Genomic DNA, 24,971 nt, shown 5'->3' with positions numbered 1-24,971 from the left:
CGACCACCGACACGACCCGCCCCGCACCCCCGAGCCTGGGGACCACGCACACCACCTGCGCCTGTGGTCGGTTCGGTCCTCCGTGATGGCCGGGGGCGAGCACCCGCGTCCGCCGCCGCAGCGCCGGCGAGCCGGCCCGCTCGCGGCGATCCAGTGGCCCACACGGCGAGCCAGCGCCCTCCGCGGCGACCCAGCACCTCGCACGGCGCCCCAGCGGCCCGCACGGCGACTCGACGCCCCGCGCAGCGACCCGACGCCCCCGCCCGGCGGCCTGGCGACCCGCGCCGCGCGCTAGCGCCCCTCGCGGCGCCAGGCCGCCCGGCGCGCCAGCACGTGCCCCAGGGACCCGCCCCACGCCGCGCACCCGGCTCCGAGCGCCACGATCCCCGCCCACGAGGGACGCGCCGGGACGTAGGTCGCGTCGCTCAGCGGCGCGTAGGCGAACCACGCCCCCTGCGGCCGGGTCAGCAGCCACACGCCGAGGGCGGTCAGCACGAGGCCCGCGGCGGCGACCAGCCACGGCCAGGGCACCCGAGGGACGCGGGACGGGTGGGCGCCGGCGGGCGCGGCGGGGTCGGCCATGCGGTGATCCTCTCCGACGGTCAGCGCACCGCGACGGAGACGCGCAGCGACACCTGGTCCCCCAGCCCGACCCCCTCGGCCCGCCGCACCGCGTCCTTGATCGGCACGAGGTAGCCGCCGTCCTTCGGGAACAGCGAGGTCGACCACCGGGTGCCGCCGAGCGTCACCGTGACCGGGATGACGCCCCAGCCGTACGACACCAGGGACGACGCGGCGCGGAGCTCGTCGGCCTCCGGGTCCGGGACGGCGACGTAGTGGTACGGCGACGGCCCCCGCCAGTGGATGATCTCGCCGCGGAACCGCAGGTCCATCGCGCCAGCGTACGGACGCACGACCGCGGGCGGGCAGCCCCGGCCGTGATCCGCGCCCGGAAACCCCTTGCTGCCGCACCACGACCGGGAGAACGCTGGGAGGCGTCTCAGCCGCCGCACCAGCCGCCGCGCGAAGGAGCGCCCGCATGACCGCCTCCGTGAGCACCCCGGACGTCGACGACCTGCGGACCCGGTTCTCGGGCCGCCTCGTCCTGCCCGACGACCCCGACTACGACGCCCTCCGGGTCGTCGTCCTCGGCGGCGTCGACCCCCGCCCCGCCGTGATCGCCCGCCCTCGTGACGACGCGGACGTGGCCGCCGCGGTCGTGTTCGCCCGCGACGCGGGCCTGCCGCTCGCGGTGCGCAGCGGCGGGCACAGCGGGGCCGGGTACGGCACCGTCGACGACGGGCTGGTGATCGACCTCCGCGACATGCGCGCGGTCGACGTCGATCCCGCGGACCGCACCGCGTGGGTCCAGGCGGGGGCGACCGCCGGCGAGACCACGGCCGCCACCGCGGCGCACGGGCTCGCGGTCGGGTTCGGCGACACGGGCTCGGTCGGTGTCTCGGGCATCACGCTGGGCGGCGGCGTCGGGTTCCTGTCCCGGTCGCACGGCCTCACCGTCGACAACCTGCTGGCCGCCGAGGTGGTCCTGGCGGACGGGCGCGTGGTCCGCGCGGACGCCGAGCAGCACCCCGACCTGTTCTGGGCGCTGCGCGGCGGCGGGGGCAACCTCGGCGTCGTGACGCGCCTGCGGTTCCGGCTGCACCCGCTCGACGGCGTGACCGGCGGGATGCTGCTGCTCCCCGCGACGCCCGCGGTGCTCGCCGGGTTCGTGGCGGCGCTCCAGGACGGGCCGGACGAGCTCACGGCGATCGTCAACGTGATGCCGTGCCCGCCGCTGCCGTTCGTGCCCGCGGAGCGGCACGGCGTCCTGTCGGTGATGGCACTCGTGTGCTGGTCCGGACCTTCGGAGGCGGCGGACGCCGCGCTCGCGCCGATCCGCGCGCTCGCCGAGCCGATCGCCGACCTGGTCCGGCCGGTCGCCTACCCCGAGCTGTTCCCGCCGGGCGACCCGGAGTACCACCCGACCGCCGTCGCCCGCACGCTGCTGCTGGACGACGTCGACCTGCCGCTCGCCGAGGCCGTCGTCGAGCGGCTCGGGCAGCTCGACGGGATGCGCGTCGTCCAGCTGCGGGCGCTGGGCGGGGCGATCGGGCGGGTGCCGGCCGACGCCACCGCGTTCGCGCACCGGTCGAGCCGGCTGATGGGCAACGTCGCCGCGTTCGTCACCGGGCCGGACGACCGCGCGGAGCGCACCGCGTGGGTCGAGGGCACGGTCGCGCTGCTCGACCAGGGCGACGCCGGTGCGTACGTGAACTTCCTCGGCGACGAGGGGCCGGACCGCGTGCGCGCGGCCTACCCCGGCGCGACCTGGGACCGGCTGGCCGCGGTCAAGGCGGTGTACGACCCCGGGAACCTGTTCCGCCGGAACCAGAACGTGCCGCCGGCGGGGTGAGCGCGCCCCTGCCGGGCGCCGGCGCCGCGCGGCACGATGCCGGGGTGACGACGACGCTCTCGTTGCGCACGCTCAACCGCACCCTGCTGCGCCGCCAGCTGCTCGACGCGCGCGCCGACGTCCCCGTCGCCGAGGCCGTCGCGCGCCTGCTGGCGGTGCAGGCGCAGGAGCCGAACTGGGTGTTCGCCGCGCTGTGGTCGCGGGTCGCCGGGCTCGCACGCACCGACCTCGAGGCCGCGGTCGAGGCGCGCGCCCTGGTGCGCGGGCCGCTGCTCCGGGGCACCCAGCACCTGGTCACGGCCGACGACTACCGGTGGCTGCGTCCGACGGTCGCGCCGGTGCTCGACCGCCTCTCCCGGTCGACCTACTACCGCGAGCAGACCGGTGGGATCGAGCCGGCCGCGCTGGTCGCGCTCGCCCGGGAGGTGCTGGGCGACGACCTCGTGCCGCGCCGCGACCTCGGGGCGGCGCTCGCCGCGCGCTGGCCGGGGCGGCGGGCCGCGGTGCTCGCGGCGGCGGTCGAGGCGTTGACCCCCGTGGTGCACGGGCCGGCGACGTCGGCGTTCGGGTCCTGGTGGAGCCGGCGGTCCATCCGGGTCGCGGACGCGGCGTCCTGGCTGGGCGCGCCGATGCGGGAGCCGGACCTCCCCGCGCTGGTGCACCGCTACCTCGCGGCGTTCGGGCCGGCGTCGGTCATGGACCTGCAGACCTTCACCGGCCTGACCCGGCTGCGGCCGGTGGTCGACGACCTGCGCGGCGGGCTGCGGACGTACCGCGGCCCGGACGGCGCCGAGCTGCTCGACGTCCCGGACGGCGCGCTCGTGGGCGAGGACGCGCCGGCGCCCGTGCGGTTCCTCGGGGCGTTCGACAACGCGGTCCTCGGGCACCGCGACCGGACCCGGCTGCTGCCGGAGCCGTTCCGGACGACGGTCATGCCCGGTTACTCGATGGTGCACGCGACGGTGCTCGTGGACGGGTTCGTCGCCGCGACCTGGACCGTGGACGACGGCGTGCTCGCCGTGCACCCGCTCGCGCCGCTGCCCGCCGGAGCGGAGGAGGAGGTGCTCGCCGAGGGCGCGCGGATGGCGGCGTTCCTGGACCTGGACCCGGCGGGCGTGACGATCAGCCGGTGACGGGCGGCGGCCGCACCGCGGGGTGCGCGGGCGGTGGTGGCGCGACGACGTACCCGGCGTCCGCGGACCCGTAGACGACCAGCGCGCCCGGCCGGTGGTGCCACAGCCACGCGAGGTGCGCGCAGAGCACGGCGTCGAGCTCGTCCTCCACGCGGTCGAGGTCACCCGGTCCGGGGTCGGCCACGATCGCGCGCATGCGCGTCCACCGCGGGCTGTCGGCCAGCCGCAGCTCCGGCACCGACTCGAGGTGCCCGACGAGCGCGGCGAACCCGACCTGCCGCTGCGAGCGCGGCCCCTTCTTGTAGTCGAGCCGGTACGGCAGCCCGAACAGCGCGACCAGCGCCGGGTGCGGGTACACCTCGAGGCACACCGGACGACCGGCGCCGACCGGCGTCGCCGGGTCGACCGCCCAGCCGAACCGCTCGGCCAGCCGCCACGCGCGCGGGTCCGCTCCCCCGAAGGTGCCCCGGTTCGCGGTGTGCGCGGACGCGCCGTAGGCGCCGAACGCCCGCCCGATCGCCCGCTCGGCCTCACGCTGCCCCGTCGCGTTCGGCACGACCAGCGGCGCGTCGACGCCGACCACCGTGACCGGGCCGCCGAGCCGGGCGAGCCACGCCGCGATCTCGTCGTCGGTCCGGCACGAGCCGGAGTCGAGCAGCCGGCCCGAGCCGTCGACGACGGCGAGCCCGGTGACGCCGGTGGACCAGGCGAGGTCGAGGCCGACGTGCAGCGCGGTGGACACGCCGCCAGTCTGCCCGCCGCGGCGTTGACCTGGGAGGTTGACGTGACAGGCTCAGGTAAGGATAGGTTGCCCTTACTTCGGCCGCCGATCCCCGTCACCGACTCCTGAGGAGCCACACCCATGCCCACGCGCACGAGCCACCGCCGGCTCGCCGCCGTCCTCACGGCCGCCCCGCTCGCCCTCGCCCTCGCGGCCTGCGGCGGGAGCGCCGACGCGGGCACCGGCACCGAGGCGGCCGAGACCACCTCCGCGGCCACCACCGTCACGATCGAGGACAACCACGGCAGCGTCGAGGTCCCCGTGAACCCGGAGCGCGTCGTCGCGCTCGACAACCACGTGTTCGAGACACTGTCGGCCTGGGACGTCCCGCTGGTCGCCGCGCCGAAGGGGATCATGGGCGACGGCCTGTGGCCCGCGTACACCGAGGACGAGTCGGTGCTGGACGTCGGCACGCACCGCGAGCCGAACCTCGAGTCGATCGTCGCCGCGGAGCCGGACCTGATCATCGGCGGCTACCGGTTCTCGGACAGCTACGACGACATCAAGGCTCAGAATCCCGACGCGGTCGTGATCGAGCTGCACCCGCGCGAGGGCGAGGAGCAGTCCGACGAGCTCGTCCGCCAGGTCGAGGCGCTCGGCCAGATCTTCGGCCGAGAGGACGAGGCGGCGCAGATCGTCGCGGACTACGACCAGGCCGTCGCCGACGCGACCGACGCCTACGACGGCGAGAGCACCGTCGTCGGCCTCATCACCTCGGGCGGCGAGATCTCGTACAGCGCCCCGGTCACCGGGCGCAGCATCGGCACCCTGTTCCCGACCCTCGGCCTGCAGCCGGCGATCGAGCAGGAGGCCGAGGACACCTCGCACGGCGACGACATCAGCGTCGAGGCGATCGCCGCGGCGAACCCCGACTGGATCATCGTGCTCGACCGGGACGGCGCGGGCGTCGGCGAGGGCGAGTACCGCCCCGCGGCCGAGCTCATCGGTGGGTCCGAGGCGCTGCAGAGCGTGACCGCCGTGGCGCAGGACCAGGTGGTCTACCTGGACCCGGACTTCTACCTGACCGAGGACATCCAGGCCTACACCGCGCTGTACGAGCAGGTGGCCCAGGCGTTCGCCGACGCCGCGTGACCCTCGCGACCGACGCCGCGACCGTCGCCCCGGGCACCCGCCCGGGGCGACGGCCCGTCGTGCCGCTCGCCCTCGCGGGCCTGCTGACGCTGGCGCTCGTCGTGGCGTCGCTGTTCGTCGGCGTCTACGACCTGCGGGCGGACGGCGGCGGTGACATGTTCCTCATCACCCGCGTCCCGCGCACGCTCGCGCTGGTGCTGGCCGGCAGCGCGATGGCCGTCAGCGGCCTCGTGCTCCAGCAGCTGACGCAGAACCGGTTCGTCGAGCCGACCACCAGCGGCACCAGCGAGTGGGCCGCGCTCGGCCTGCTGCTCTCGGTGATCCTGCTGCCGTCGGCGGGCATCGCGACCCGGATGGTGATCGCCAGCCTCGCCGCGTTCGCCGGGACCATGGTGTTCATGGCGGTGCTGCGCCGGGTGCAGGTGCGGTCCACGCTCGTCGTGCCGGTCGTCGGGATCATGCTCGGCGCCGTGGTCAGCTCGCTGACGACGCTCCTCGCGATCTCGACGAACTACCTGCAGCTGCTCGGCACCTGGTTCATGGGCAGCTTCACCGGCGTCGTCCGCGGGCAGTACGAGGTGCTGTGGGTGGTCGCCGCCGTGTGCGCGGCGACCTTCGTCCTCGCCGACCGGCTGACCGTCGCCGGCCTCGGCCGCGACGTCGCCACCAACCTCGGCCTCGGCTACGACCGGCTGGTCCTGCTCGGCACCGCGCTGGTCGCCGTCGCGTCCGGGGTCACGACCGTCGTCGTCGGCTTCCTGCCGTTCCTCGGGCTGGTCGTGCCGAACGTGGTCGCGCTGCTCCGGGGCGACGACCTGCGCTCGAACCTGCCGTGGGTGTGCCTCGGCGGCGTCGCGCTCGTCACCGCGTGCGACCTCGTCGGCCGGACCGTGCGGATGCCGTTCGAGGTGCCCGTCGCGATGGTGCTCGGCCTGGTCGGCGCCGCCGCGTTCGTCGCCCTCGTCCTGCGGGTGCAGCGCCGTGGCTGAGGTCGCGACCACGTCCCCGCCCACGGCCCCGGCGACCCCGGCGGGGCGTCCGGCGCCCGGCGGCACCCGGCTGCGCGCCGTGACCGGCTCGTACGGCTTCCGGCTCGCGGTCGTCGCGCTCGTCGCCGTCGCGGCGGCCGTCGGCGTGCTCACCTACGGCAACCCCGCTCCCCCGGGCTCGTCGGGCTTCTGGGTGATCGTCCGGAGCCGGTTCACCTCGGTCGGCACGATCCTCGTCGTCGCGTTCTGCCAGGGCGTCGCGACGGTCGTGTTCCACACCGTGACGAACAACCGGATCCTCACGCCGTCGATCCTGGGGTTCGACGCGATGTACCGCGTCATCCAGACCGCGCTGGTGTTCCTGTTCGGCGCCGGCACGCTGGCGGCCACCGACGGGCTCGGCAAGATCGCGCTGCAGAGCCTGCTCATGGTCGGCGTCGCGTCCCTGCTGTACGGCTGGCTGTTCACCGGCACGCGCGCGAACCTGCACCTCCTGCTGCTGGTCGGCGTCGTGCTGGGCATGGGGTTCGGCTCGCTGTCGACGTTCATGCAGCGGCTGCTGACGCCGAGCGAGTTCGACATCCTCTCGGCCCGGCTGTTCGGCAACATCAGCGTCTCGGACGCGTCCTACCTGCCGTGGGGCGCGCTGGTCTGCGTCGTCGTCGGCACGGTGCTGTGGCGGCGCCGGCACGTGCTCGACGTCGTGGCGCTCGGCCGGGAGACCGCGACCAGCCTCGGCGTGCGGCACCAGCGCGAGGTGCTGCTGACGCTGGTCCTGGTCGCGGTGCTCATCTCGGTGTCGACGTCGATGGTCGGCCCGATGACGTTCTTCGGGTTCGTCGTCGCGATGCTGACCTACCAGGTCGTCGGCACGAGCCGGCACGCCCGGACGCTGCCGATGGTCGTCGCCGTCGCGTCCGCCACGCTCCTGCTCGCCTACTTCGTGCTCCGGCACGTGTTCTACGCCGGCGGCCTCGTCTCCGTCATCATCGAGCTCGGCGGCGGACTCGTGTTCCTCGTCCACCTGCTCCGGAAGGGCCTGCGGTGATCACCCTCGACGGCGTCGCCAAGACCTACGGGGACGTCCACGCCCTCGGGCCGGTCGACCTCGAGATCCCCACGGGCGGCGTGACCGCCCTCGTCGGCCCGAACGGCGCCGGCAAGTCCACCATGCTGACGATCGTCGGGCGGCTGCTCGGCGCCGACGCCGGCCGGGTGACGGTCGGCGGCCTCGACGTCGTGACCGCGCGCCCGCGGGAGCTCGCGAAGCGGCTGGCGATCCTGCGCCAGGAGAACCACTTCGTCGCCCGGCTGACCGTGCGGCAGCTCGTGCAGCTCGGCCGGTTCCCGCACTCGCAGGGCCGGATCACCCGCGACGACGAGGCGGCCGTCGACACGGCGCTCGGGTTCCTCGACCTCGTGGACCTGCAGCACCGGTTCCTCGACGAGCTGTCCGGCGGCCAGCGGCAGCGCGCCTACGTCGCGATGGTGCTCGCCCAGGACACCGAGTACGTCCTGCTCGACGAGCCGCTGAACAACCTCGACATGCAGCACGCCGTGTCGATGATGGCCCGGCTGCGCCGCGCCGCCGACGAGCTCGGCAAGACCGTGGTGCTGGTCGTGCACGACATCAACTTCGCGTCCGCGTACGCCGACCAGGTCGTCGCGATGACCGAGGGGCGGGTCCGGTACGTCGGGACGCCGCGCGAGGTGATGACGGACGCGGTGCTGTCGGACGTGTTCGCGACGCCGGTGACGGTCGTCGAGGGCCCGGGGTACCCGCTGGCGGTGTACTACCGGGCCTGAGGCCGGCCGCCTGCGACACTCCTCCGCATGACCGACCTCGTGCCCGACGCCCTCGCCGACCTGGTCGCGGACCGGCCCTGGCTGCTGGTGCTCGCGGCCGGCGCGGTGCTGCTCGTGCTCCGGCTGCTCGGACGCGCGGGGGCGCCGCGGGCCCGGCGCGGCGACGTGTGGTTCGCGATGGTGCCGTACCGCGACGGGACCGGCGCCAAGGACCGGCCGGTCGTCGTGCTGTCGTCGCGAGGGCGGCGGTGCACCGTGGTCCGGCTGACCTCGAAGGACCAGGACGGTCGGGACGGCTACGCGCGGTCGCCCGAGGCGCTGCCGGGGCTGTCGACGCGGGGCTGGGTGGACCTGCGGCCGATGGTGCTGCGCCGGACCGCGCTGCGCCGGCGGACCGGGGACGCCGGGTCGGCGTGGCTGCGGTGGTACGACGACGCGGCGCGCGGGGTGCGCTGACGCCGGACGCACGAGAGGCCCGCCCCCTGGTGGGGACGGGCCTCTCGGTGGTGGAGGTGGCGGGAATCGAACCCGCGTCCGATGACGTGGAACCAGGACTTCTCCGGGCGCAGTCTGCTGCGCTTTTCTCGGCCCCCACCATCACGCAGACGAGTGGTGGACAGGCTCAGTCACCTGAAAGTCCCCGCAGCCCCGGTGACGAGGACTGCGAGCAGTGGCTCCCTAGATGACGCCAGGATCTGAGACGGGAGCTAGCTCAGGCTGACGGACTTCGAGGCTCGCTCAGGCGGCGAGGGCGAAGTCGGTGCGCTTGTTATCGGCACCTATGGGTTTACACGGAGCGTTAGCGAGATAACCGTGTGTCCTCGGCCCGCTTCTCCTGGCTCGACGATCACCGTCGAAACCGATCACCCCCATGTGGAGTTGTCAAACACCGCGGCCCCTCGTCCGAGCCCCCTCGCGAGGGTCCGGCCGCCGAGCGCAGCAGGTCCAGCATACGTGCCCAACGCCGCCGCCCGCATCGTCATTCCCGACTCCGCGCGCCGACGCCCCGGCGCGCTGACCAGCGCGCTGCGACCGCGCGCGGCACCATACGGGCCTGACGCCGCCGCCCCCGAGCGGCACCGGACGAAGGACCGACGACGATGTCGCAGCCGCAGAGCACCACCCCGCACCCCGCCCCGCGCCACAGCGCCGCTCGACCCGAGGACCACGACGCCGACCCCCGTGACGCCGACCCCCACGACGGCCGGAACGAGACGGCGACCGAGCGGATGGACCGGAACTGGAACGAGCTGCTCCAGGAGCTGCGCGTGGCGCAGACCGGCGTCCAGATCCTCACGGGCTTCCTGCTGACGGTGCCGTTCCAGCAGCGCTTCCTGGACCTCGACGCCCACCAGAAGACCGTCTACCTGGCCCTCGTCGTGCTCGCGGTGGCCGCGACCGGGTTCATCGTCGCGCCCGTGTCGCTGCACCGGATCCTGTTCCGCCGGCACCTCAAGCGGGAGCTCGTGGACTCCGCCGACCGGATGGCGCAGGCCGGGCTGGCGACGCTCGCGCTGGTGCTCGCCGGTTCCGCGCTGCTGCTGTTCGACGTCGTGGTCGGCCGGTCGGCGGGCTGGGTGGCCGGCGCGGTCGCGCTGGTGGGGCTGACGGTGGTGTGGGTCGTCCTGCCGCTCCGGCTCTCGCACCGCGCCCGGGGCGAGGCGGACTGAGGCGTCAGCCGCGCAGCAGCCGGGCGATGACGCGCGCGCCGGCCTCGGGCGACGCGTGGGGCGACCCGGTCACGGAGCCGAGCAGCAGGGCGATGTTCGACACGCTGACGACCGCGAGCGCGGTGTCCCAGTCGGCCTCGGCGGGCTCCGGCGCGTCGGGGTGCCGGCGGCGGCCGACCTGCTCCGCCAGCTCGGCGAACCCCTCCTCGTGCACCGCGCCGATCTCGGCACGCGCCTCGGGGTGCCGCACGGCGAAGGACAGGATCTCGAGCGACAGCAGCAGCCGGTCCTCGTCGACGAGGCCGCCGAGCACGGCCGCGAGCTCGTGCTCGAGGTCGTCGTCACCCAGGTCGGGCAGCCCGGATCCGACCGGCGCGGAGGCGAAGAAACGGCGCGCGACCTCCACGAACAGCTCGTGCTTCGACCCGAAGTGGGCGTACACCGCGCCCTTCGTGTACCCGGCGTCGGCCGCGATGTCCCCGAGCGAGGCCCCCTCGTAGCCGTGCCGCGCGAACGCCCGCGCCGCGGCGTCGAGCAGCTCGGCGCGGGTGCGGTGCGCGCGCTCCGTGCGGCGCTCGTCGGCGCGCGAGCCCCCGGCGCGCCGCCCCACGCTCTCCGACGCGTCCGCCAGCCCCCGCGACGCCTCGCGCAGGCTGGCCGCGACCGCGTCCGAGACCTCCGGGACCACCGACTGCACCTGCTTCCCGATCAGGCGGGTCAGCGCGGCGGTGGCGTCGGCGAGCGCGCGGGTGGCGGCGCCGATCGAGTCGTCGCCGGGCGCGGTGCCGTCGTCGGGGGTGCGGTCGTCCTGCCTGCGTGCCATGCCGCCCAGCCTACCCGACCGGCGTACCGACCGGTATGTCGGCCGCCCGGCCGGCCGCGGCCCGCCGTCCACCAGCGCGGACACGCCGCATCGGCGCGAAATACCGACTGGTACTCGACGCACACATCCTGCTACGTTCCCGGATGTACCGATCGGTATCCCACCGGTCGGCGTCCGGCTGACGAGGGAGCACGAGATGAGCGAGGCGGCGGTCCTGACCGTCCGCGGGCTGCGCAAGCGGTACCGGGGACGCAACGGAGTGCAGGCGAACGACGGCATCGACCTGGACGTCGCGGCCGGGCAGGTCGTCGGCCTGCTCGGCCACAACGGCGCGGGCAAGACGACGCTGGTCAACCAGGTCGTGGGGCTCGTCCTCCCCGACGCCGGCACCATCGCGCTGGAGGGCGTCGACGCCGTCGCCCGGCCCGACGAGGCCCGGCGCCGCACGTCGATCCAGGCGCAGGCGAACGTGCCGATCACCGGCCTGACGCCGCGCCGCGCGATCGAGCTGGTCGGCCGGATCCGGGGCGCGGACCGGGCCGCCGTGCGGACGCGGACCGGCGAGCTGCTGGACGCCCTCGACCTCGGCCCGTGGGCCGACACCCCGGCCGAGAAGGTGTCGGGCGGCATCGCCCGGCTCACCGCGTTCGCGATGACCGTCGTCGCCCCGGGGCGGCTGGTGGTGCTCGACGAGCCGACCAACGACGTCGACCCGGTCCGGCGCCGGCTGCTGTGGCAGCAGATCCGGTCGCTCGCCGACGACGGCCGCGCCGTGCTCCTCGTGACGCACAACGTGCGGGAGGCCGAGCGGGTCGTCGACCGGCTCGCCGTCCTGGACCACGGGCGCGTCGTCGCCGACGACACCCCGGCGGGCCTCACCGCGCACCTGCAGGGCACGCTCACGGTCGAGGCCGACCTGTCCCCCGGCGCCGTCGACGCCGGCTGGCGCTGGCACCCGGCCGTCCGGGAGGTGTCGCGCGGGCGGAACCGCGAGGTCGGCACCGTGCGCGCCGAGGACGCCGCCGAGGTCGTCCGCTGGGCGCAGGGCGAGGTCGCCGGGCGCCGCCTCGAGCGGTACGCGCTGACCCCCGCGTCCCTGGAGGACGTGTACGTGGAGCTCGTCGGCGACGAGCACCGCGCCGCGCAGGGCCGGACGGCGGAGGTGGCGGCGTGACCACGGTCCAGCAGACGCTCCTGCTCACCCAGTGGCAGTTCCGGCGGCAGGCCACGATGCTCCCGCTGCTCGTGCTCGTGCAGGTGTTCCTCGCGATCGCGACGATCCTCGGCTTCGGACTGGTCATCGGCGACCCGCCGCCCGACCAGGCGCTCTACCTCGCGACCGGGGCGCCGACGATCACGCTCGTCATGGTGGGCCTGGTCATGACGCCGCAGATGCTGTCGCAGTCCCGCACCGAGGGCAGCCTCGACTGGATGCGCACGCTGCCGGTGCCGCGCGGGCTGTTCCTCGTGAGCGACCTGCTCGTGTGGACGCTCATCGCGCTGCCCGGCATGGTGCTCGGCATCGTCACCGGCGTGCTGCGGTTCGACGTCGACCTCTCGCCCGCGCCCTGGCTGGTGCCCGCGACGCTGCTGGTCTCGCTGACCGCCGCGGCGGTCGGCTACGGCATGGCGTCCCTGCTCAAGCCGACGCTGGCGATGCTGATGACGCAGGTGCTGGTGTTCGTGATCCTGCTGTTCACCCCGGTCAGCTACCCGGCGGACCGCATGCCCGCCTGGCTGCAGGCGGCGCACGAGTGGCTGCCGTTCGAGCCCATGGCCCAGCTGATCCGGTCCGGGCTCGCGAGCGACGCGTTCTCGATGCCCGGCCGCTCACTCGTCGTGCTGCTCGCCTGGTGCGCCGCGTCCGTGGCCGGCGCGACCTGGGCGCTGCGCCGGCGGGCGTGAGCCGCGCGGCCCCGGTGCCCCGGGCAGGGGTGCCGGGGCCGCGCCTAGGATCGCGGGCATGCCCTTCCTCGCGACCACCGGGGCCGAGCCCGGCCCGGCCAGCACGCTCGACGACGGGGCCGCGCCCGACGGCACGACCACGCTGTACCTCGTCCGGCACGGCCGCACCGAGTTCAACACCGCGCGGAGGCTGCAGGGCTGGACGGACTCCCCGCTCACCGAGGAGGGCCTGACCGGCGTGCGCGCCACGGCCCGGGTGCTGGCGGACCGGACGTTCGCCGCCGCCTACGCCAGCCCCGCGGGGCGCACGGTCGCCACCGCGCGCGAGCTGCTCACCGAGCACCCGGGCGTCGGGCTGACGACGGACCCGGGGCTGCGGGAGATGCACTTCGGCGACCTGGAGGCCCGCCCCGAGGCCGAGCTGCTCGCGCTGGGCGACCCGGTCGAGCTGTTCGGCGGCATCCTCACCGGCACCTACCCCGGCCTCCCGGGCGCCGAGCGCACCAGCGACTACCTGGAGCGCGTCGCCGGCGCGTTCGGCCGGATCGAGCAGGAGCACGCGGGCGGCGGCGACGTCCTCGTGGTGAGCCACGGCGTCACGCTCCTGGCCTACCTGGCGATGGTCGGGACCGTGCCGATGGACCCGCTGGCGAACGCGAGCGTGTCGACGGTCCGGATCGGGCCCGACGGCTCGCGCGAGGTGCACACCTTCGGGTTCGACCCGGCGGCCCAGGGCGCGCCGGGCCTGCCGGTGCCGGGCACGGAGCAGCCGGTGCGCTCGCCGGAGCGCCCGGACGCGGGCTGACCGGGACCACGACGCGCCGCAGCCCTGGCCGGGCGCGGCGTCCGCCAGCAGGATGGGCCGCATGGACCTGCCCGTGATGCCGCCCGTGTCCCCGATGCTGGCCAAGGCCGTGCCCGAGATCCCCGACCTCGGGCACACGGAGCCCAAGTGGGACGGGTTCCGCACGATCGTGTTCCGGGACGGCGACGACGTCGTGCTGGGCAGCCGCAACGAGAAGCCGATGACCCGGTACTTCCCGGAGCTGGTCGAGTCGATCAAGGCGTCGACCCCGGAGCGGTGCGTGCTCGACGGCGAGATCGTCGTGGTGTCCGGCGACCGGCTCGACTTCGACGCCCTCCAGCAGCGGATCCACCCCGCGGAGAGCCGGGTCCGGCTGCTCGCCGGGCAGACGCCCGCGTCGTTCGTGGCGTTCGACGCGCTGGCGCTCGGCGACGAGGACCTCATGCGCACCCCGTTCGGCGACCGGCGCGCGCGGCTGGTGGACGCGCTCGGCGCCACGGTCACGGGCGACGACCCCCGCGTGCACCTCACGCCCGCCACCGGCGACCTCGCCGAGGCGCAGCGGTGGTTCGAGCAGTTCGAGGGAGCGGGCCTCGACGGCGTCGTCGCCAAGCCGCTCGACGGCACGTACCAGCCGGACAAGCGCACCATGTTCAAGGTCAAGCACGCCCGCACCGCCGACTGCGTGGTCGCCGGGTTCCGCTGGCACAAGTCCGGCGACGTGCTCGGGTCCCTCCTGCTGGGTCTGTGGACCGACGACGGCCGGCTGCAGCACGTCGGCGTCGCCGCGTCGTTCCCCATGGCCCGCCGCAAGGCGCTCGTCGAGGAGCTGGCGCCGCTGCGGGCCGACGACCTGTCGCAGCACCCCTGGGGCGACTGGGCGGACCAGTCCGCGCACGAGGGGAAGCGGATGCCGGGCGCGGTCAGCCGGTGGAACGCGAGCAAGGACCTGTCGTTCGTCCCGCTGCGCCCCGAGCTGGTGGTGGAGGTCGCCTACGACCACATGGAGGGCGACCGGTTCCGGCACACCGCGCAGTTCAAGCGGTGGCGCCCCGACCGCGACCCCGCGACCTGCACCTACGCCCAGCTCGAGGAGCCGGTGGGCTTCCGGCTGTCCGAGATCCTCGCGCCGCCGGCCTGACGCGCGGGCGGCCACGCGGGGCGCCCCGGCGCTCGGCGCGCGCGCTCCCCGGGCCGCTCGTAGGGTCGGACGAGTCCTCGAGACCCGACCGCGGAAGGACCCCCCATGAGCACTGGCGTCCCCTCACGCACGCCCGGCAAGCCGCACGACGTCGTGGTGATCGGCTCGGGGTTCGGCGGGTTGTTCGCGACCAAGGCCCTCGCCGACGAGCCGGTCCGGATCACCGTCATCGACGGCACCGCCACCCACCTGTTCCAGCCGCTGCTCTACCAGGTGGCGACCGGCGTGCTGTCCGTCGGCGAGATCTCCCCCGCGACGCGCGACGTGCTCAGGAGCCAGCGGAACGCCCGGGTGCTGCTCGGCGTGGTGACCTCGATCGACCTGGAGCGGCGCGAGGTCGTGTCGTCCTCGCCGCTCGGCGAGACGCGCACCCCGTACGACAGCCTGATCGTCGCGGCCGGCTCCGGGCAGTCCTACTTCGGCAACGACCAGTTCGCCGACTTCGCGCCGGGGCTCAAGAGCATCGACGACGCGCTGGAGATCCGCGGCCGGGTGTTCGGCGCGTTCGAGCTCGCCGAGCTGTCGAAGGACCCGGCCGAGCGCGCGCGCCTCACGACGTTCGTCGTCGTCGGCGCCGGCCCGACAGGCGTCGAGATGGCCGGCCAGCTCGCCGAGCTCGCGCACCGGTCGCTCCGCGGGTCGTTCCGCAACCTCGACCCGACGCAGTCGCGGATCCTGCTGATCGACCCGGTGCCGAAGGTGCTGCCCGGCAACCCCGAGGACCTGCAGGACGCCGCCGCCGGGGTCCTCGAGGGCCTGGGCGTGGAGCTGCTCATGGGTCACAAGGTGGTCGACGTGGACGACGAGTCGGTCACGGTCGAGGACGGCGACGGCAACCGGACCCGGATCGAGGCGCAGACCAAGGTGTGGGCCGCCGGCGTGCAGGCGTCCCCGCTCGGCCGGCAGCTCGGCGAGGCCACCGGCGCCGAGGTCGACCGCGCCGGCCGCGTCCGGGTCGAGCCGAACGGCTCCCTGCCGGGGCACCCCGAGGTGTTCGTGGTCGGCGACATGGCGCTGCGCCCCGGGGTCCCGGGCGTCGCGCCCGCCGCCATGCAGACCGGACGGTACGCCGCGCAGGAGATCGCCCGCCAGGTGCACGGGCAGCCGAGCGCCGGGCCGTTCCGGTACAAGGACAAGGGGTCGCTCGCGACCGTGTCCCGGTTCCAGGCGGTCGCGAAGATCGGGCCGGTGAAGACGGCCGGGTTCGGCGCGTGGCTGCTCTGGCTCGGCGTGCACCTGTTCTACCTGGTCGGGTTCAAGAACCGGATCACCACGCTGCTGCACTGGGCGGTGAGTTTCATCGGCCGCGGGCGGTCCGAGCGCACCGCGACCTGGCAGCAGGTGGTCGGCCGCGGGGCGCTGCGCAGCCGCGGCGTCGACAAGCCGACGGTGCCCACCCGGACGGTGCTGGGCGACTGACCCCCGCCGCGGCGGGGTCAGCCCGCCGCGGCGAACCGGGCCAGCTCGCGCAGCAGCAGCGGGACCAGCTCCGGGTCCGCGAGCGACCGGAAGTGCCCCGGGGTCGCCAGACGGACGTTCCGCGCGCCCGGGAGCTCGCTGCCGTTCGGGATGTGCGGGTCGAAGCACGTCGCGACCGACACGATCCGCGCGTCGTCCGCGCGCCGGGCCGCGAGCGCCGTCAGCACCTCGTCGTCCGGCAGGAACGCCCGGATCGACCGCACCGGCAGCAGCCGCGCGTACGGCGAGCCCGAGAACGGCGTGTTGATCGCGACCATGCCGAGCACGCGGTCGCCGACGTCGGTCCGGCCCATCACGCTCTTGCCGATCAGCCCGCCCTTGGAGTGCGCGACGATGACGACGCCCCGCAGGTCGGCGTCCCGGAGCTGCGCGGCCGCGAGCTCGGCCATGTCGGGCACGCTCCCCCGGTTCAGCCCGAACGGCGCGACGACGTGCACCGGGTGCCCGTGCGCGAACAGGGCCCGCGCGAGCGGCTCGAGGAACCGCCAGGTCTCCCACACGCCGGGCAGCAGCAGGACGGGCGGGCGCCGCGCCGGGTCGGGCCGGGTGTACGAGTCGGGCGACGTCCGGGACAGCAGGCCGCGCGCCTGCCGCCAGCCGGCGTAGGCGTAGTCCTGGCCCCACCACACGCCCCGGCGGGCCGTGTCCAGCGCCGTCAGCACGGCGGCTCCCGGACCCACCCAGCGACCAGCGGGGCGTGGCTCGCCATCGCGACGTGCCCCGCGCCCGGCACCTCCCGCACCTCGGCCCGCGGCGCGAGCACCGCCAGCCGGCGCGCCCAGGCGCGGGACGACACCGGGTCGTGCTCCCCGCGCACGACGAGGGCCGGCCCGGGCAGCCGGGACACGGCGGCGGCGGTGTCGTACGCGAACATGTGCGGCAGCACCGCCGAGTACCAGAACGGGCCGGTGCGCAGGTAGTCCGTGGCCACGATCGCGTTGACCCCGGCCGGCTCGTGCAGCCCGTCCCGCGCGAGCCGCAGCGCCTGCCGCACGACCGACGGCGCGGCGGGGTCGACGACCGTGCCGATCAGCACGACGCGCTCCACCACGTCCGGGGCGCGCAGCATCGCCTCGGCGACGACCTGCGAGCCCATCGAGTGCCCGACGAGCGTCGCCCGCTCGATCCCCCGGTGCCGGAGCACGGCGAGCACCACGTCCGCGAGGTCCTCGACCGTCGGCACCCGGGACGGGCGGGGGCTGCGACCGAACCCCGGCAGGTCCGGCGCCAGCACGCGCCGGTCGGACGCCAGCTCGCGCGCGAGGCCGCGGTAGTACCGCTCGGAGACGCCGATGCCGTGCACCAGCACGACCGCCGGGTCGTCGGGGCGCCCGACGTCGGTCACGACCACCCCGGCCGCCGGGTCGAGCCCGCGCGGCCGCGCGCCGCCGACGGTTCGCGCGAGGGTCCGGCCGGCACCCCGGCCCCTCCGGGTCGCCTGGTCGGGGGCGGTGCGGGACGGCGACGGCACGGACGAGCTCCTTCGGACGAGGGGTGGGTCCCGACTCTGGCGGACTCCGTGCACCTCGGCCAGTCGGGCGGCCACCGCGGTCGCGGGCGGCGCTGCCCGGCGCGAGAGTGGACGCATGCCCAACCGCCTCGCCCGCAGCACCAGCCCCTACCTGCGCCAGCACGCCGACAACCCCGTCGACTGGTACGAATGGGGCGAGGAGGCGTTCGCCGAGGCGCGGCGTCGGGACGTGCCGCTGCTGGTGTCCATCGGGTACGCGGCGTGCCACTGGTGCCACGTGATGGCGCACGAGTCGTTCGAGGACGAGCGGGTCGCCGCCGTCATGAACAGCCGGTTCGTCAACGTGAAGGTCGACCGCGAGGAGCGGCCCGACCTGGACGCGGCGTACATGGCGGCGACCCAGGCGATGACCGGGCAGGGCGGCTGGCCGATGACGGTGTTCGCGACGCCGGAGGGCGACCCGTTCTTCTGCGGCACGTACTTCCCGCCGGTGCCCGTCGCCGGGCGGCCGGCGTTCGGGCAGGTCCTGGAGGCGCTGTCGCGGGCGTGGCGGGAGCGGCGGGACGAGGTGCGCGGCGGGGCGGCGGAGCTGCTGGCGCACCTGGGCGGGGGCGCCGCGGCGCCGGCGGCCGGCCAGGCCGGCGCGGAGGACGGCCCGGGCGCCGAGGAGGACGACGCCGCGGCCCTCGACCTGGCGGCCGTCGCCCGGGTGTCCGACCTCGCCGTCGAGGCGCTCGCCCCGGCGTACGATGCCGAGCACGGCGGGTTCGGCGGCGCCCCGAAGTTCCCGCCGTCGACCACGCTGGAGTGGCTGCTGCGCCGGCACGCGCGCACCGGCGACGACCGCGCGCTGGCGATGGCCGAGGGCACGCTCGAGGCGATGGCCCGCGGCGGCATGGCGGACCAGGTCGGCGGCGGGTTCGCCCGGTACGCGGTGGACGCGACGTGGACCGTGCCGCACTTCGAGAAGATGCTCGAGGACAACGCGATCCTGCTGCGGGTGTACGCGCACTGGTGGCGCAGCACCGGGTCCGACCTGGCCCGCCGGGTCGTCGAGGGCACGGCCGACTGGCTGCTGCGCGACCTGCGCACCCCGGAGGGCGCGTTCGCGTCCTCGCTCGACGCGGACACCGACGGCGTCGAGGGCGCGACGTACGTCTGGGACCGCGAGACCCTGGACGAGGCGCTCGGCGCCGAGGACGGCGCGTGGGCCGCGGAGCTGCTCGGGGTGACCGCGGAGGGCACGTTCGAGGCCGGGACCTCGGTGCTGCAGCTGCGCCAGGACCCGGCGCCCGGGGACGAGGTGCGGTTCGCGCGCGTCCGCCGGGCGCTGCTCCGGGCCCGCGGCGAGCGGCCGCAGCCGGCGCGGGACGACAAGGTCGTGGCGACCTGGAACGGGCTCGCGATCGCCGCGCTCGCCGAGGCCGGCGCGATGCTCGAGCGGCGCGAGTGGGTGGCGGCCGCGGTGGACGCGGCGCGGGTGCTCGACACCGTGCACACGCTCGAGGGCGGCGACGGCCTGCTGCGGCTGGCGCGCACCTCGCGGGACGGGGCGGTCGGCACCGCGCCCGGGGTGCTCACGGACTACGCGGCCGTGGCGGAGGGGTTCCTCGTCCTCGCCGGCGTGACCGGGGACCCGCACTGGTCCACCCGGGCGTCCGCGCTGCTCGACACGGTGCTCGCGCGGTTCCGCGCACCCGGCCACGGGTTCCGGGACACCGCCGACGACCAGACCGACCCGGTCGTCGCGCGCCTCGCCACCCGGCCCGACGTGGCGGACGGCCCCTCGGCGGCGGGCCGGTCGGCCGCCGCGGGCGCGCTGCTGGCGCGGGCGGCGCTCACCGGCTCGGCGACGGACCGGCGGGCCGCGGAGCTCGCGCTCGCCGGGCCGCTGTCGATCGCGCACCAGCACCCGCGCGCCGTGGCCTGGGCGCTCGCGACCGCCGAGGCCGTGCTGGACGGGCCGCGCGAGGTCGCCGTGCTCGGCCGGGCCGACGACCCGGGGCGGGTGGCGCTGGCCCGCGCGGCGGTCCGCTCCCCCGCGCCGGGGCTGGTGCTCGCGCAGGGCGACCCCGACGAGGTGGCCGAGGACCCCGCGGCCGTGGGGCTGCTGCGGGACCGGCCGCTGGTCGGCGGGCGCGCGGCGGCGTACGTGTGCCGGGGGTTCGTCTGCGACCGCCCGACGACGGACCCGGGGGCCCTGCGCGTGTCGCTCGCCTGACGCCTCCGCCGAGCCTGCACCCCGCGCCTGTGCCGCGCCGCCCGCATACAGGCGCGGGTTGGAGACTCGCCGAGATGGCACTTCTCGGCTGTCGTCCGGGGGCCGCTCGCAGCCGAGATGTGCCATCTCGGCGGATGCGGCGAGCGCGCGGCGACGCAGCGCGCCGCCCGCGGGGCGCTGCCCGCGCGGTCAGCGGTCGCGCTTCTCCCGCATGGCGCGGACGGCCTCGAGGTTGTCCTGCCGCTCGCGCAGCGCCTGGCGCTTGTCGTACTCGCGCTTGCCTCGCGCCAGCGCGATCTCGACCTTGGCGCGCCCGTCGAGGAAGTACAGGGACAGCGGGACGATCGTCTGCCCCTTCTCGCGGGTCTTGGCCTCCAGCCGGTCGATCTCCTCGCGGTGCAGCAGCAGCTTGCGCTTGCGGCGCGGGGCGTGGTTCGTCCAGGTGCCCTGCGAGTACTCGGGGATGTGCACGCCCTCGAGCCACGCCTCGCCACCGTCGACGGAGCACCAGCCGTCGACGAGCGACGCCCGGCCGGCGCGCAGCGCCTTGACCTCGGTGCCGCTCAGCACGACGCCCGCCTCGAAGACGTCCTCGATGAGGTAGTCGTGGCGCGCCTTGCGGTTGGACGCGACGAGCGACCGTCCGCTCTGCTTGGCCATGACTGCCCTCCTGGGGTCGTGCGGGCGCCCCGCGGGTGCGAGGGGCGACGCAGCAGCCTATCCGGCCGCGCCCGTGCCGTCGCGCGGATTCCGCTACAGGCCGAGCAGCGGCCGCGGGTTGGTCGTCGCGCCGTTGACGTACACCTCGAAGTGCAGGTGGCACGCCGCCGACGTCCCGGTGTTGCCGGAGTAGCCGAGCAGCTGCCCCTGGGACACGTGCTGCCCGCCGCCGACCACGAAGCTCGTCATGTGGTTGTACGAGGTCATGAGCGAGCTGCCGTTGTACAGCCCGTGGTCGACCATCACCTGGTTGCCGAACCCGCTGCGCCACCGCGCCCACTGCACGGTGCCCTCCCGGGCCGCGTAGATCGGGGTGCCGCAGTACGTGCGCAGGTCGATGCCCGCGTGCAGGCGGTAGTACCCGAGGATCGGGTGCAGGCGCATGCCGTACTCGCTGGTGACGTAGATCGGGTTGATCGACGTCGGGTTGCCGAACACCGAGCCGGTGACCGGGCCGGGTGCGGGCGCGGGCTGACCCGCCGCCGCGGCCGCGGCCGCCGCACGCGCGCGCTGCTCGTTCGCCACCCGGGTGATCTCGTTCTCGATCGCCTTCTTCTCGGCGTCGATCTTCGCGACCTCGGCCTCGGCGGACGCCTTCTGGCCCTCGAGCTGCCGCTTCTTGGCCGTCTCCTGCGCGATGAGGTCCTCGACCTCGGCCTTGCGGTCGGCGGCCTCCTGGCGCGCCTCCTCCGCCTCGGCGACCTTGGCGTCGGCCTCGGCCTTGAGCTCGGTGATCCGCTCGCGCACCGCCGTCAGGCGGGCCTGGCTCTGCTTGTTCGCCGCGGCGATGTCGGCGAGCTCGTCGAGCACCTCGCTCTGCGCGCGCTGCGCGGCGGTGGCCAGCCCGTACTGCTCGGTGAACTCCTCGACGCTCTGCGCGCCGACGACGATCCCGATCCCCGACAGCTCCGGCCCGCCCTGGTACGCCTGGCGCGCCATCTGCCCGACCTGCGCCCGGATCTCGTCCGCGCGCGCCGTGTCGGTGTCGATCGTGGCGCTGATCGACGTCTCCTGGTCCTGCGCGTCCTGCAGCCGGGCGGCGATGAGCTCGGCCTCGCGCTCGTAGCCGGCCAGGGCCTCCTGCGCGGCGGTCAGCGCCGCCTGCGCCGGCGCGAGCTGCTGCTGCACGGCCAGCAAATCCTGCGCGGTCTGCGCGTACTGCTCGCTGAGCCCCTCCAGCGCGGCCTCCGCGTCGGCCCGCTGCTGCTCGTTCGTGCGCTGCTGCTGCTCGAGCGCGGACTTGCGGTCGTCGAGGTCGTCGCCGACCGCCGGCCCGGCGGCGGTGACGCCGACCAGCACGGTCAGCACGCCGGCGAGCGAGCCGGCGAGGGCCCGAACGCCGCGGGCGCGGCGGGGACTGCGGGTGCGCGTGCTCGCCATGTCAGACCTTCGTGTAGCGGCTGAGGGTGACCAGGGACGAGATCGCGGCGAGCAGGATCGCGGCCGCCACCAGGAACGGCGCCACCTGCCAGACCTCGTTGGTGGTGACGTACGGGATCCACGCGACCTGGCCGCCGAGCCAGTCGGTCACCAGGTAGCGGACGCCCGCCCACAGCCCGACGACGGACAGCACCGCGCCGATCGTGGCGGCGATCGCGCCCTCGAGCATGAACGGCAGCTGGATGAACAGGTTCGACGCGCCGACCATCCGCATGATGCCGGTCTCCCGGCGGCGGCTCAGCGCGGACAGCCGGATGGTCGTCGTGATGAGCAGCACCGCCGCCAGCAGCATGACGCCGGCGAGGCCGAGCGACAGCAGCGTCGCGGAGTTCAGGACCCGGAACAGCGTGTTGTAGAGCTCGCGCTGGTCCTGCACGTTCTCGACGCCCTGGCGCCCCTGCAGCACGTCGGCGACGACCTCGAACTTCTCGGGGTCGGTCAGCTTGATGCGCAACGACTCGTTCATGTCGTCGACCGTGGTGACCTGCGCCCAGTACTGGCCCTCGAACTGCCGCTGGAAGGTGGCGAACGCCTCCTCCTTCGACTCGGAGGTGACGCTCTCGATGTACGGGGCCACGTCCGGCGCGTCCAGGGCGTCGAGGACGGCCTCCTTCTGCTCTTCGGTGACCTCGCCGCCGGCGCACGTCGGCTCCGGGGAGGTGCCGGCCGGGCAGAGGTACACGGCGACCTCGACCTTGCCGTAGAAGTCGTCCTGCATCTTGCTGATCTGCATCTGCAGCAGCGCGGCGGAGCCGACGAAGGTGAGGGACACGAAGGTCACGAGGATGACCGACACGGTCATGGAGAGGTTCCGGCGCAGGCCGATGCCGATCTCCGAGAGGATGAACTGCAGTCGCACGTCGATCCTCCCCTCAGCGGTCCGAGCCGTAGACGCCGCGCGACTGGTCGCGCACCATCTCGCCGCCGGACAGCTCGACCACGCGCTTGCGCATCTGGTCGACGATCTCGTCGTCGTGCGTCGCCATCACGACCGTCGTCCCCGTGCGGTTGATCCGGTCGAGCAGGCGCATGATCCCCAGGGAGGTCGTCGGGTCGAGGTTGCCGGTCGGCTCGTCCGCCAGCAGGATCGCGGGCCGGTTCACGAACGCGCGCGCGATGGCCACGCGCTGCTGCTCGCCACCGGACAGCTCGTGCGGGCGGCGCTTCTCCTTGCCCGCGAGCCCGACCATCTCCAGCACGTCCGGGACCGTCGTCAGGATGTGGTGCCGCGGCTTGCCGATCACCTGCAGCGCGAACGCCACGTTCTCGAACACCGTCTTGTTGTTCAGCAGGCGGAAGTCCTGGAACACCGCGCCGATCTGGCGGCGCAGGTGCGGGACCTTCCACGACGACAGCGTGGTGAGGTCCTTGCCCGCCACGAAGACCTTGCCGGCGGACGGCCGCTCCTCGCGCAGCGCGAGCCGCAGGAAGGTCGACTTCCCGGAGCCGGACGCGCCGACGAGGAACACGAACTCGCCGCGCTCGACCTCGAGGCTGATGTGGTCCAGCGCGGGGCGTGCGCCGCGCGCGTAGACCTTGGTGACGTTCTCGAATCTGATCACGGGGGCTGCGGCCGGTCGGTCGGGGACGAGAGGGCGTGCGGAGGGTGGTGCGGGACCTGGCCGCGTCGAGCGTAGGCAGCGGCCCGTCGTGACCCGTCCGTGACACGCCGCGCGGGAACCTGTGAGTCGCCCCACCGGGCCCCGCGCCGGGCGTTATGCCCGATTCACGCCCTCGCCCGCCCCGATCGGGCGCGGATCAGGCCTCGACGGCCGCCTGCCGGCGCCACCGGATGCCCGACTCGATGAACCCGTCGATGTCGCCGTCGAACACCGCGGACGTGTTGCCGACCTCGTGCTCCGTCCGCAGGTCCTTGACCATCTGGTACGGGTGCAGCACGTACGAGCGCATCTGGTCGCCCCAGGACGCCTTGATGTCGCCGGCGAGCTCCTTCTTCTTCGCGTCCTCCTCGGCCTTGCGGACCAGGAGCAGGCGGGACTGGAGCACGCGCAGCGCGGCGGCGCGGTTCTGGATCTGCGACTTCTCGTTCTGCATCGACACGACGATGCCGGTCGGGAGGTGGGTCATGCGGACCGCGGAGTCGGTCGTGTTGACCGACTGGCCGCCCGGGCCGGACGAGCGGAACACGTCGACCTTGATCTCCGACTCGGGGATCTCGATGTTGTCGTCGCTCTGCTCGATGAGCGGGATGACCTCGACCGCGGCGAACGACGTCTGCCGGCGGCCCTGGTTGTCGAACGGCGAGATGCGCACGAGGCGGTGCGTGCCGGCCTCGACGGACAGGTGGCCGAACGCGTACGGCGCCTTCACCTCGAACGTGGCGGACTTGAGGCCCGCCTCCTCCGCGTACGAGGTGTCGAGCACCGTCGTCGGGTAGCCGTGCCGCTCCGCCCAGCGCAGGTACATCCGCATGAGCATCTCGGCGAAGTCCGCCGCGTCGACGCCGCCGGCGCCCGCGCGGATCGTCACGACCGCCTCGCGCTGGTCGTACTCGCCGTTCAGCAGGGTGCGGACCTCGAGCTCGCCCAGGTCCTTGCGGATGCCGACGAGCTCGGCCTCGGCCTCGGCGAGGGTCTCGGCGTCGCCGCCGTCCTCCGTCGCCATCTCAACCAGGGTCTCCAGGTCGTCGATCCGGCCGTCGAGCGTGTCGACGCGGTCCAGCTCGGACTGCGCGGCGCTCAGCGCGCTGGTGACCTTCTGCGCCGACTCGGGGTCGTCCCACAGGTCGGGGGCCGACGCCTGCTCGGAGAGGTCGGCGATCTTGGCGCGGAGGGCCGTGGGGTCGGACACCGCCTGGATCGACTGCAGGGTGCTGCGCAGGTCGCGGATCTCGGCGGGGAAGTCGGTGGCTGCCACGACGGTCCAGGCTACCCGCTGCCGGGCGGGGTCGTGCGCGGGGCGGACCGGCTCGGAAGCTCGGGACGTCGGTCCCGGCTCCTGGGACGCGCCGTTCCGACAGGGTGGACGGCGTGGGGAACCGATGACCTGACGTCGGGCCACA

The 24,971-nt window shown here is 74.8% G+C and carries 25 protein-coding genes and 1 other RNA gene; 14 read left to right on the top strand and 12 right to left on the bottom strand.

Features of this window, described 5'->3' with window-relative positions; translation table 11 throughout:
• Positions 1-291 precede the first annotated feature (291 nt).
• Complete coding sequence (locus Cpa01nite_RS07950) at positions 292-582, bottom strand: hypothetical protein (protein ID WP_203668208.1); 291 nt, start codon at positions 580-582, stop codon at positions 292-294.
• 20 nt (positions 583-602) lie between these two features.
• Complete coding sequence (locus Cpa01nite_RS07945; protein ID WP_203668207.1) at positions 603-893, bottom strand: DUF1905 domain-containing protein; 291 nt, start codon at positions 891-893, stop codon at positions 603-605.
• Positions 894-1,039: 146 nt separating this feature from the next.
• Between Cpa01nite_RS07945 and Cpa01nite_RS07940 the strand changes: the two genes are divergently transcribed.
• Both Cpa01nite_RS07940 and Cpa01nite_RS07935 read left to right on the top strand, forming a co-directional pair.
• Positions 1,040-2,413 carry an FAD-binding oxidoreductase gene (locus Cpa01nite_RS07940; protein ID WP_203668206.1) on the top strand — a complete coding sequence of 458 codons (1,374 nt, stop codon included), beginning with the start codon at positions 1,040-1,042 and terminating at the stop codon, positions 2,411-2,413.
• A 44-nt stretch (positions 2,414-2,457) separates the two neighbouring features.
• Entirely contained in the window at positions 2,458-3,546 is a 1,089-nt protein-coding gene (locus Cpa01nite_RS07935) for a winged helix DNA-binding domain-containing protein (RefSeq protein ID WP_203668205.1), read from the top strand.
• Here Cpa01nite_RS07935 and Cpa01nite_RS07930 read toward each other — a convergent pair.
• Positions 3,536-4,288 (bottom strand): DUF429 domain-containing protein, encoded by a 753-nt coding sequence (locus tag Cpa01nite_RS07930; protein ID WP_203668204.1) that lies wholly within the window; start codon positions 4,286-4,288, stop codon positions 3,536-3,538. The two genes, Cpa01nite_RS07935 and Cpa01nite_RS07930, sit on opposite strands and share 11 nt — an antisense overlap.
• Before the next feature lie 120 nt (positions 4,289-4,408).
• Between Cpa01nite_RS07930 and Cpa01nite_RS07925 the strand changes: the two genes are divergently transcribed.
• Genes Cpa01nite_RS07925 through Cpa01nite_RS07905 form a run of 5 tightly spaced genes read left to right on the top strand, consistent with a single transcriptional unit; the run spans position 4,409 to position 8,670 of the window.
• On the top strand, positions 4,409-5,419 hold the full coding sequence (locus Cpa01nite_RS07925; protein ID WP_203668203.1) for a siderophore ABC transporter substrate-binding protein: 1,011 nt from the start codon (positions 4,409-4,411) through the stop codon (positions 5,417-5,419).
• Positions 5,416-6,408, top strand: coding sequence for an ABC transporter permease (locus Cpa01nite_RS07920; protein ID WP_203668202.1), 993 nt, complete (start codon positions 5,416-5,418; stop codon positions 6,406-6,408). Before Cpa01nite_RS07925 ends, Cpa01nite_RS07920 begins: the two co-directional genes overlap by 4 nt.
• On the top strand, positions 6,401-7,456 hold the full coding sequence (locus tag Cpa01nite_RS07915) for an iron chelate uptake ABC transporter family permease subunit (RefSeq protein ID WP_203668201.1): 1,056 nt from the start codon (positions 6,401-6,403) through the stop codon (positions 7,454-7,456). Before Cpa01nite_RS07920 ends, Cpa01nite_RS07915 begins: the two co-directional genes overlap by 8 nt.
• The gene (locus Cpa01nite_RS07910) at positions 7,453-8,214 is read left to right on the top strand and encodes an iron ABC transporter ATP-binding protein (protein ID WP_203668200.1); all 762 of its coding nucleotides are present in this window, start codon (positions 7,453-7,455) and stop codon (positions 8,212-8,214) included. The genes Cpa01nite_RS07915 and Cpa01nite_RS07910 overlap by 4 nt, the downstream gene beginning before the upstream one ends.
• 27 nt (positions 8,215-8,241) lie before the next feature.
• Positions 8,242-8,670: a type II toxin-antitoxin system PemK/MazF family toxin gene (locus tag Cpa01nite_RS07905; protein WP_203668199.1), complete on the top strand. Its 429-nt coding sequence runs from the start codon at positions 8,242-8,244 to the stop codon at positions 8,668-8,670.
• 48 nt (positions 8,671-8,718) lie between these two features.
• Here the strand turns inward: Cpa01nite_RS07905 and ssrA are convergent.
• Positions 8,719-9,085, bottom strand: a transfer-messenger RNA (tmRNA) gene (ssrA, locus tag Cpa01nite_RS07900).
• Positions 9,086-9,314: 229 nt separating this feature from the next.
• Here ssrA and Cpa01nite_RS07895 point away from each other — a divergent pair.
• Positions 9,315-9,884, top strand: coding sequence for a DUF6328 family protein (locus tag Cpa01nite_RS07895; RefSeq protein WP_275406224.1), 570 nt, complete (start codon positions 9,315-9,317; stop codon positions 9,882-9,884).
• Positions 9,885-9,888: 4 nt separating this feature from the next.
• Here the strand turns inward: Cpa01nite_RS07895 and Cpa01nite_RS07890 are convergent, their stop codons facing one another.
• Positions 9,889-10,707, bottom strand: coding sequence for a TetR family transcriptional regulator (locus Cpa01nite_RS07890; RefSeq protein ID WP_203668198.1), 819 nt, complete (start codon positions 10,705-10,707; stop codon positions 9,889-9,891).
• 196 nt (positions 10,708-10,903) lie between these two features.
• Between Cpa01nite_RS07890 and Cpa01nite_RS07885 the strand changes: the two genes are divergently transcribed.
• From Cpa01nite_RS07885 to Cpa01nite_RS07865, 5 genes are all read left to right on the top strand, one after another.
• A complete protein-coding gene (locus tag Cpa01nite_RS07885) occupies positions 10,904-11,881 on the top strand; it encodes an ABC transporter ATP-binding protein (protein ID WP_203668197.1) in 978 nt (325 codons plus the stop codon).
• On the top strand, positions 11,878-12,612 hold the full coding sequence (locus tag Cpa01nite_RS07880) for an ABC transporter permease (RefSeq protein ID WP_203668196.1): 735 nt from the start codon (positions 11,878-11,880) through the stop codon (positions 12,610-12,612). The genes Cpa01nite_RS07885 and Cpa01nite_RS07880 overlap by 4 nt, the downstream gene beginning before the upstream one ends.
• A gap of 58 nt (positions 12,613-12,670) precedes the next feature.
• Entirely contained in the window at positions 12,671-13,417 is a 747-nt protein-coding gene (locus tag Cpa01nite_RS07875) for a histidine phosphatase family protein (RefSeq protein ID WP_203668195.1), read from the top strand.
• A gap of 61 nt (positions 13,418-13,478) precedes the next feature.
• Positions 13,479-14,558 (top strand): ATP-dependent DNA ligase, encoded by a 1,080-nt coding sequence (locus Cpa01nite_RS07870; protein WP_203668194.1) that lies wholly within the window; start codon positions 13,479-13,481, stop codon positions 14,556-14,558.
• A gap of 105 nt (positions 14,559-14,663) precedes the next feature.
• Entirely contained in the window at positions 14,664-16,037 is a 1,374-nt protein-coding gene (locus Cpa01nite_RS07865) for an NAD(P)/FAD-dependent oxidoreductase (RefSeq protein ID WP_203668193.1), read from the top strand.
• Between the two features lie 17 nt (positions 16,038-16,054).
• Here the strand turns inward: Cpa01nite_RS07865 and Cpa01nite_RS07860 are convergent, their stop codons facing one another.
• Both Cpa01nite_RS07860 and Cpa01nite_RS07855 read right to left on the bottom strand, forming a co-directional pair.
• Complete coding sequence (locus tag Cpa01nite_RS07860) at positions 16,055-16,759, bottom strand: esterase/lipase family protein (RefSeq protein WP_239068625.1); 705 nt, start codon at positions 16,757-16,759, stop codon at positions 16,055-16,057.
• Positions 16,753-17,442 carry an alpha/beta fold hydrolase gene (locus tag Cpa01nite_RS07855; protein WP_203668192.1) on the bottom strand — a complete coding sequence of 230 codons (690 nt, stop codon included), beginning with the start codon at positions 17,440-17,442 and terminating at the stop codon, positions 16,753-16,755. Before Cpa01nite_RS07855 ends, Cpa01nite_RS07860 begins: the two co-directional genes overlap by 7 nt.
• Positions 17,443-17,683: 241 nt before the next feature.
• On the opposite strand from Cpa01nite_RS07855, the gene Cpa01nite_RS07850 reads away from it, so the two are divergent.
• Entirely contained in the window at positions 17,684-19,789 is a 2,106-nt protein-coding gene (locus Cpa01nite_RS07850) for a thioredoxin domain-containing protein (RefSeq protein ID WP_203668191.1), read from the top strand.
• Between the two features lie 189 nt (positions 19,790-19,978).
• On the opposite strand, the gene smpB is transcribed toward Cpa01nite_RS07850, so the two are convergent.
• The 5 genes from smpB to prfB form a co-directional block, all read right to left on the bottom strand.
• Positions 19,979-20,449, bottom strand: coding sequence for an SsrA-binding protein SmpB (gene smpB / locus Cpa01nite_RS07845; protein ID WP_203668190.1), 471 nt, complete (start codon positions 20,447-20,449; stop codon positions 19,979-19,981).
• Between the two features lie 93 nt (positions 20,450-20,542).
• Positions 20,543-21,889 (bottom strand): M23 family metallopeptidase, encoded by a 1,347-nt coding sequence (locus Cpa01nite_RS07840; RefSeq protein ID WP_203668189.1) that lies wholly within the window; start codon positions 21,887-21,889, stop codon positions 20,543-20,545.
• 1 nt (position 21,890) lies between these two features.
• The gene (gene ftsX, locus Cpa01nite_RS07835) at positions 21,891-22,808 is read right to left on the bottom strand and encodes a permease-like cell division protein FtsX (protein WP_203668188.1); all 918 of its coding nucleotides are present in this window, start codon (positions 22,806-22,808) and stop codon (positions 21,891-21,893) included.
• Positions 22,809-22,821: 13 nt separating this feature from the next.
• The gene (gene ftsE, locus Cpa01nite_RS07830) at positions 22,822-23,511 is read right to left on the bottom strand and encodes a cell division ATP-binding protein FtsE (RefSeq protein ID WP_203668187.1); all 690 of its coding nucleotides are present in this window, start codon (positions 23,509-23,511) and stop codon (positions 22,822-22,824) included.
• 196 nt (positions 23,512-23,707) lie between these two features.
• Positions 23,708-24,826 (bottom strand): peptide chain release factor 2, encoded by a 1,119-nt coding sequence (gene prfB, locus Cpa01nite_RS07825; protein WP_203668186.1) that lies wholly within the window; start codon positions 24,824-24,826, stop codon positions 23,708-23,710.
• Between the last annotated feature and the right edge of the window lie 145 nt (positions 24,827-24,971).

This window comes from Cellulomonas pakistanensis (assembly GCF_016862755.1).
Lineage (GTDB): Bacteria > Actinomycetota > Actinomycetes > Actinomycetales > Cellulomonadaceae > Cellulomonas > Cellulomonas pakistanensis.
Note: the sequence above shows the minus strand (reverse complement) of the source record. Positions and strands in the feature narration are given on the sequence as shown.

What these genes read in the sequence shown, in the direction of transcription:
- Cpa01nite_RS07950 (WP_203668208.1), bottom strand. Translation starts at nt 582, where the DNA reads ATGGCCGACCCCGCCGCGCCCGCCGGCGCCCACCCGTCCCGCGTCCCT.
- Cpa01nite_RS07945 (WP_203668207.1), bottom strand. Translation starts at nt 893, where the DNA reads ATGGACCTGCGGTTCCGCGGCGAGATCATCCACTGGCGGGGGCCGTCG.
- Cpa01nite_RS07940 (WP_203668206.1), top strand. Translation starts at nt 1,040, where the DNA reads ATGACCGCCTCCGTGAGCACCCCGGACGTCGACGACCTGCGGACCCGG.
- Cpa01nite_RS07925 (WP_203668203.1), top strand. Translation starts at nt 4,409, where the DNA reads ATGCCCACGCGCACGAGCCACCGCCGGCTCGCCGCCGTCCTCACGGCC.
- Cpa01nite_RS07905 (WP_203668199.1), top strand. Translation starts at nt 8,242, where the DNA reads ATGACCGACCTCGTGCCCGACGCCCTCGCCGACCTGGTCGCGGACCGG.
- Cpa01nite_RS07895 (WP_275406224.1), top strand. Translation starts at nt 9,315, where the DNA reads ATGTCGCAGCCGCAGAGCACCACCCCGCACCCCGCCCCGCGCCACAGC.
- Cpa01nite_RS07890 (WP_203668198.1), bottom strand. Translation starts at nt 10,707, where the DNA reads ATGGCACGCAGGCAGGACGACCGCACCCCCGACGACGGCACCGCGCCC.
- Cpa01nite_RS07885 (WP_203668197.1), top strand. Translation starts at nt 10,904, where the DNA reads ATGAGCGAGGCGGCGGTCCTGACCGTCCGCGGGCTGCGCAAGCGGTAC.
- Cpa01nite_RS07875 (WP_203668195.1), top strand. Translation starts at nt 12,671, where the DNA reads ATGCCCTTCCTCGCGACCACCGGGGCCGAGCCCGGCCCGGCCAGCACG.
- Cpa01nite_RS07870 (WP_203668194.1), top strand. Translation starts at nt 13,479, where the DNA reads ATGGACCTGCCCGTGATGCCGCCCGTGTCCCCGATGCTGGCCAAGGCC.
- Cpa01nite_RS07865 (WP_203668193.1), top strand. Translation starts at nt 14,664, where the DNA reads ATGAGCACTGGCGTCCCCTCACGCACGCCCGGCAAGCCGCACGACGTC.
- Cpa01nite_RS07850 (WP_203668191.1), top strand. Translation starts at nt 17,684, where the DNA reads ATGCCCAACCGCCTCGCCCGCAGCACCAGCCCCTACCTGCGCCAGCAC.
- smpB (WP_203668190.1), bottom strand. Translation starts at nt 20,449, where the DNA reads ATGGCCAAGCAGAGCGGACGGTCGCTCGTCGCGTCCAACCGCAAGGCG.
- Cpa01nite_RS07840 (WP_203668189.1), bottom strand. Translation starts at nt 21,889, where the DNA reads ATGGCGAGCACGCGCACCCGCAGTCCCCGCCGCGCCCGCGGCGTTCGG.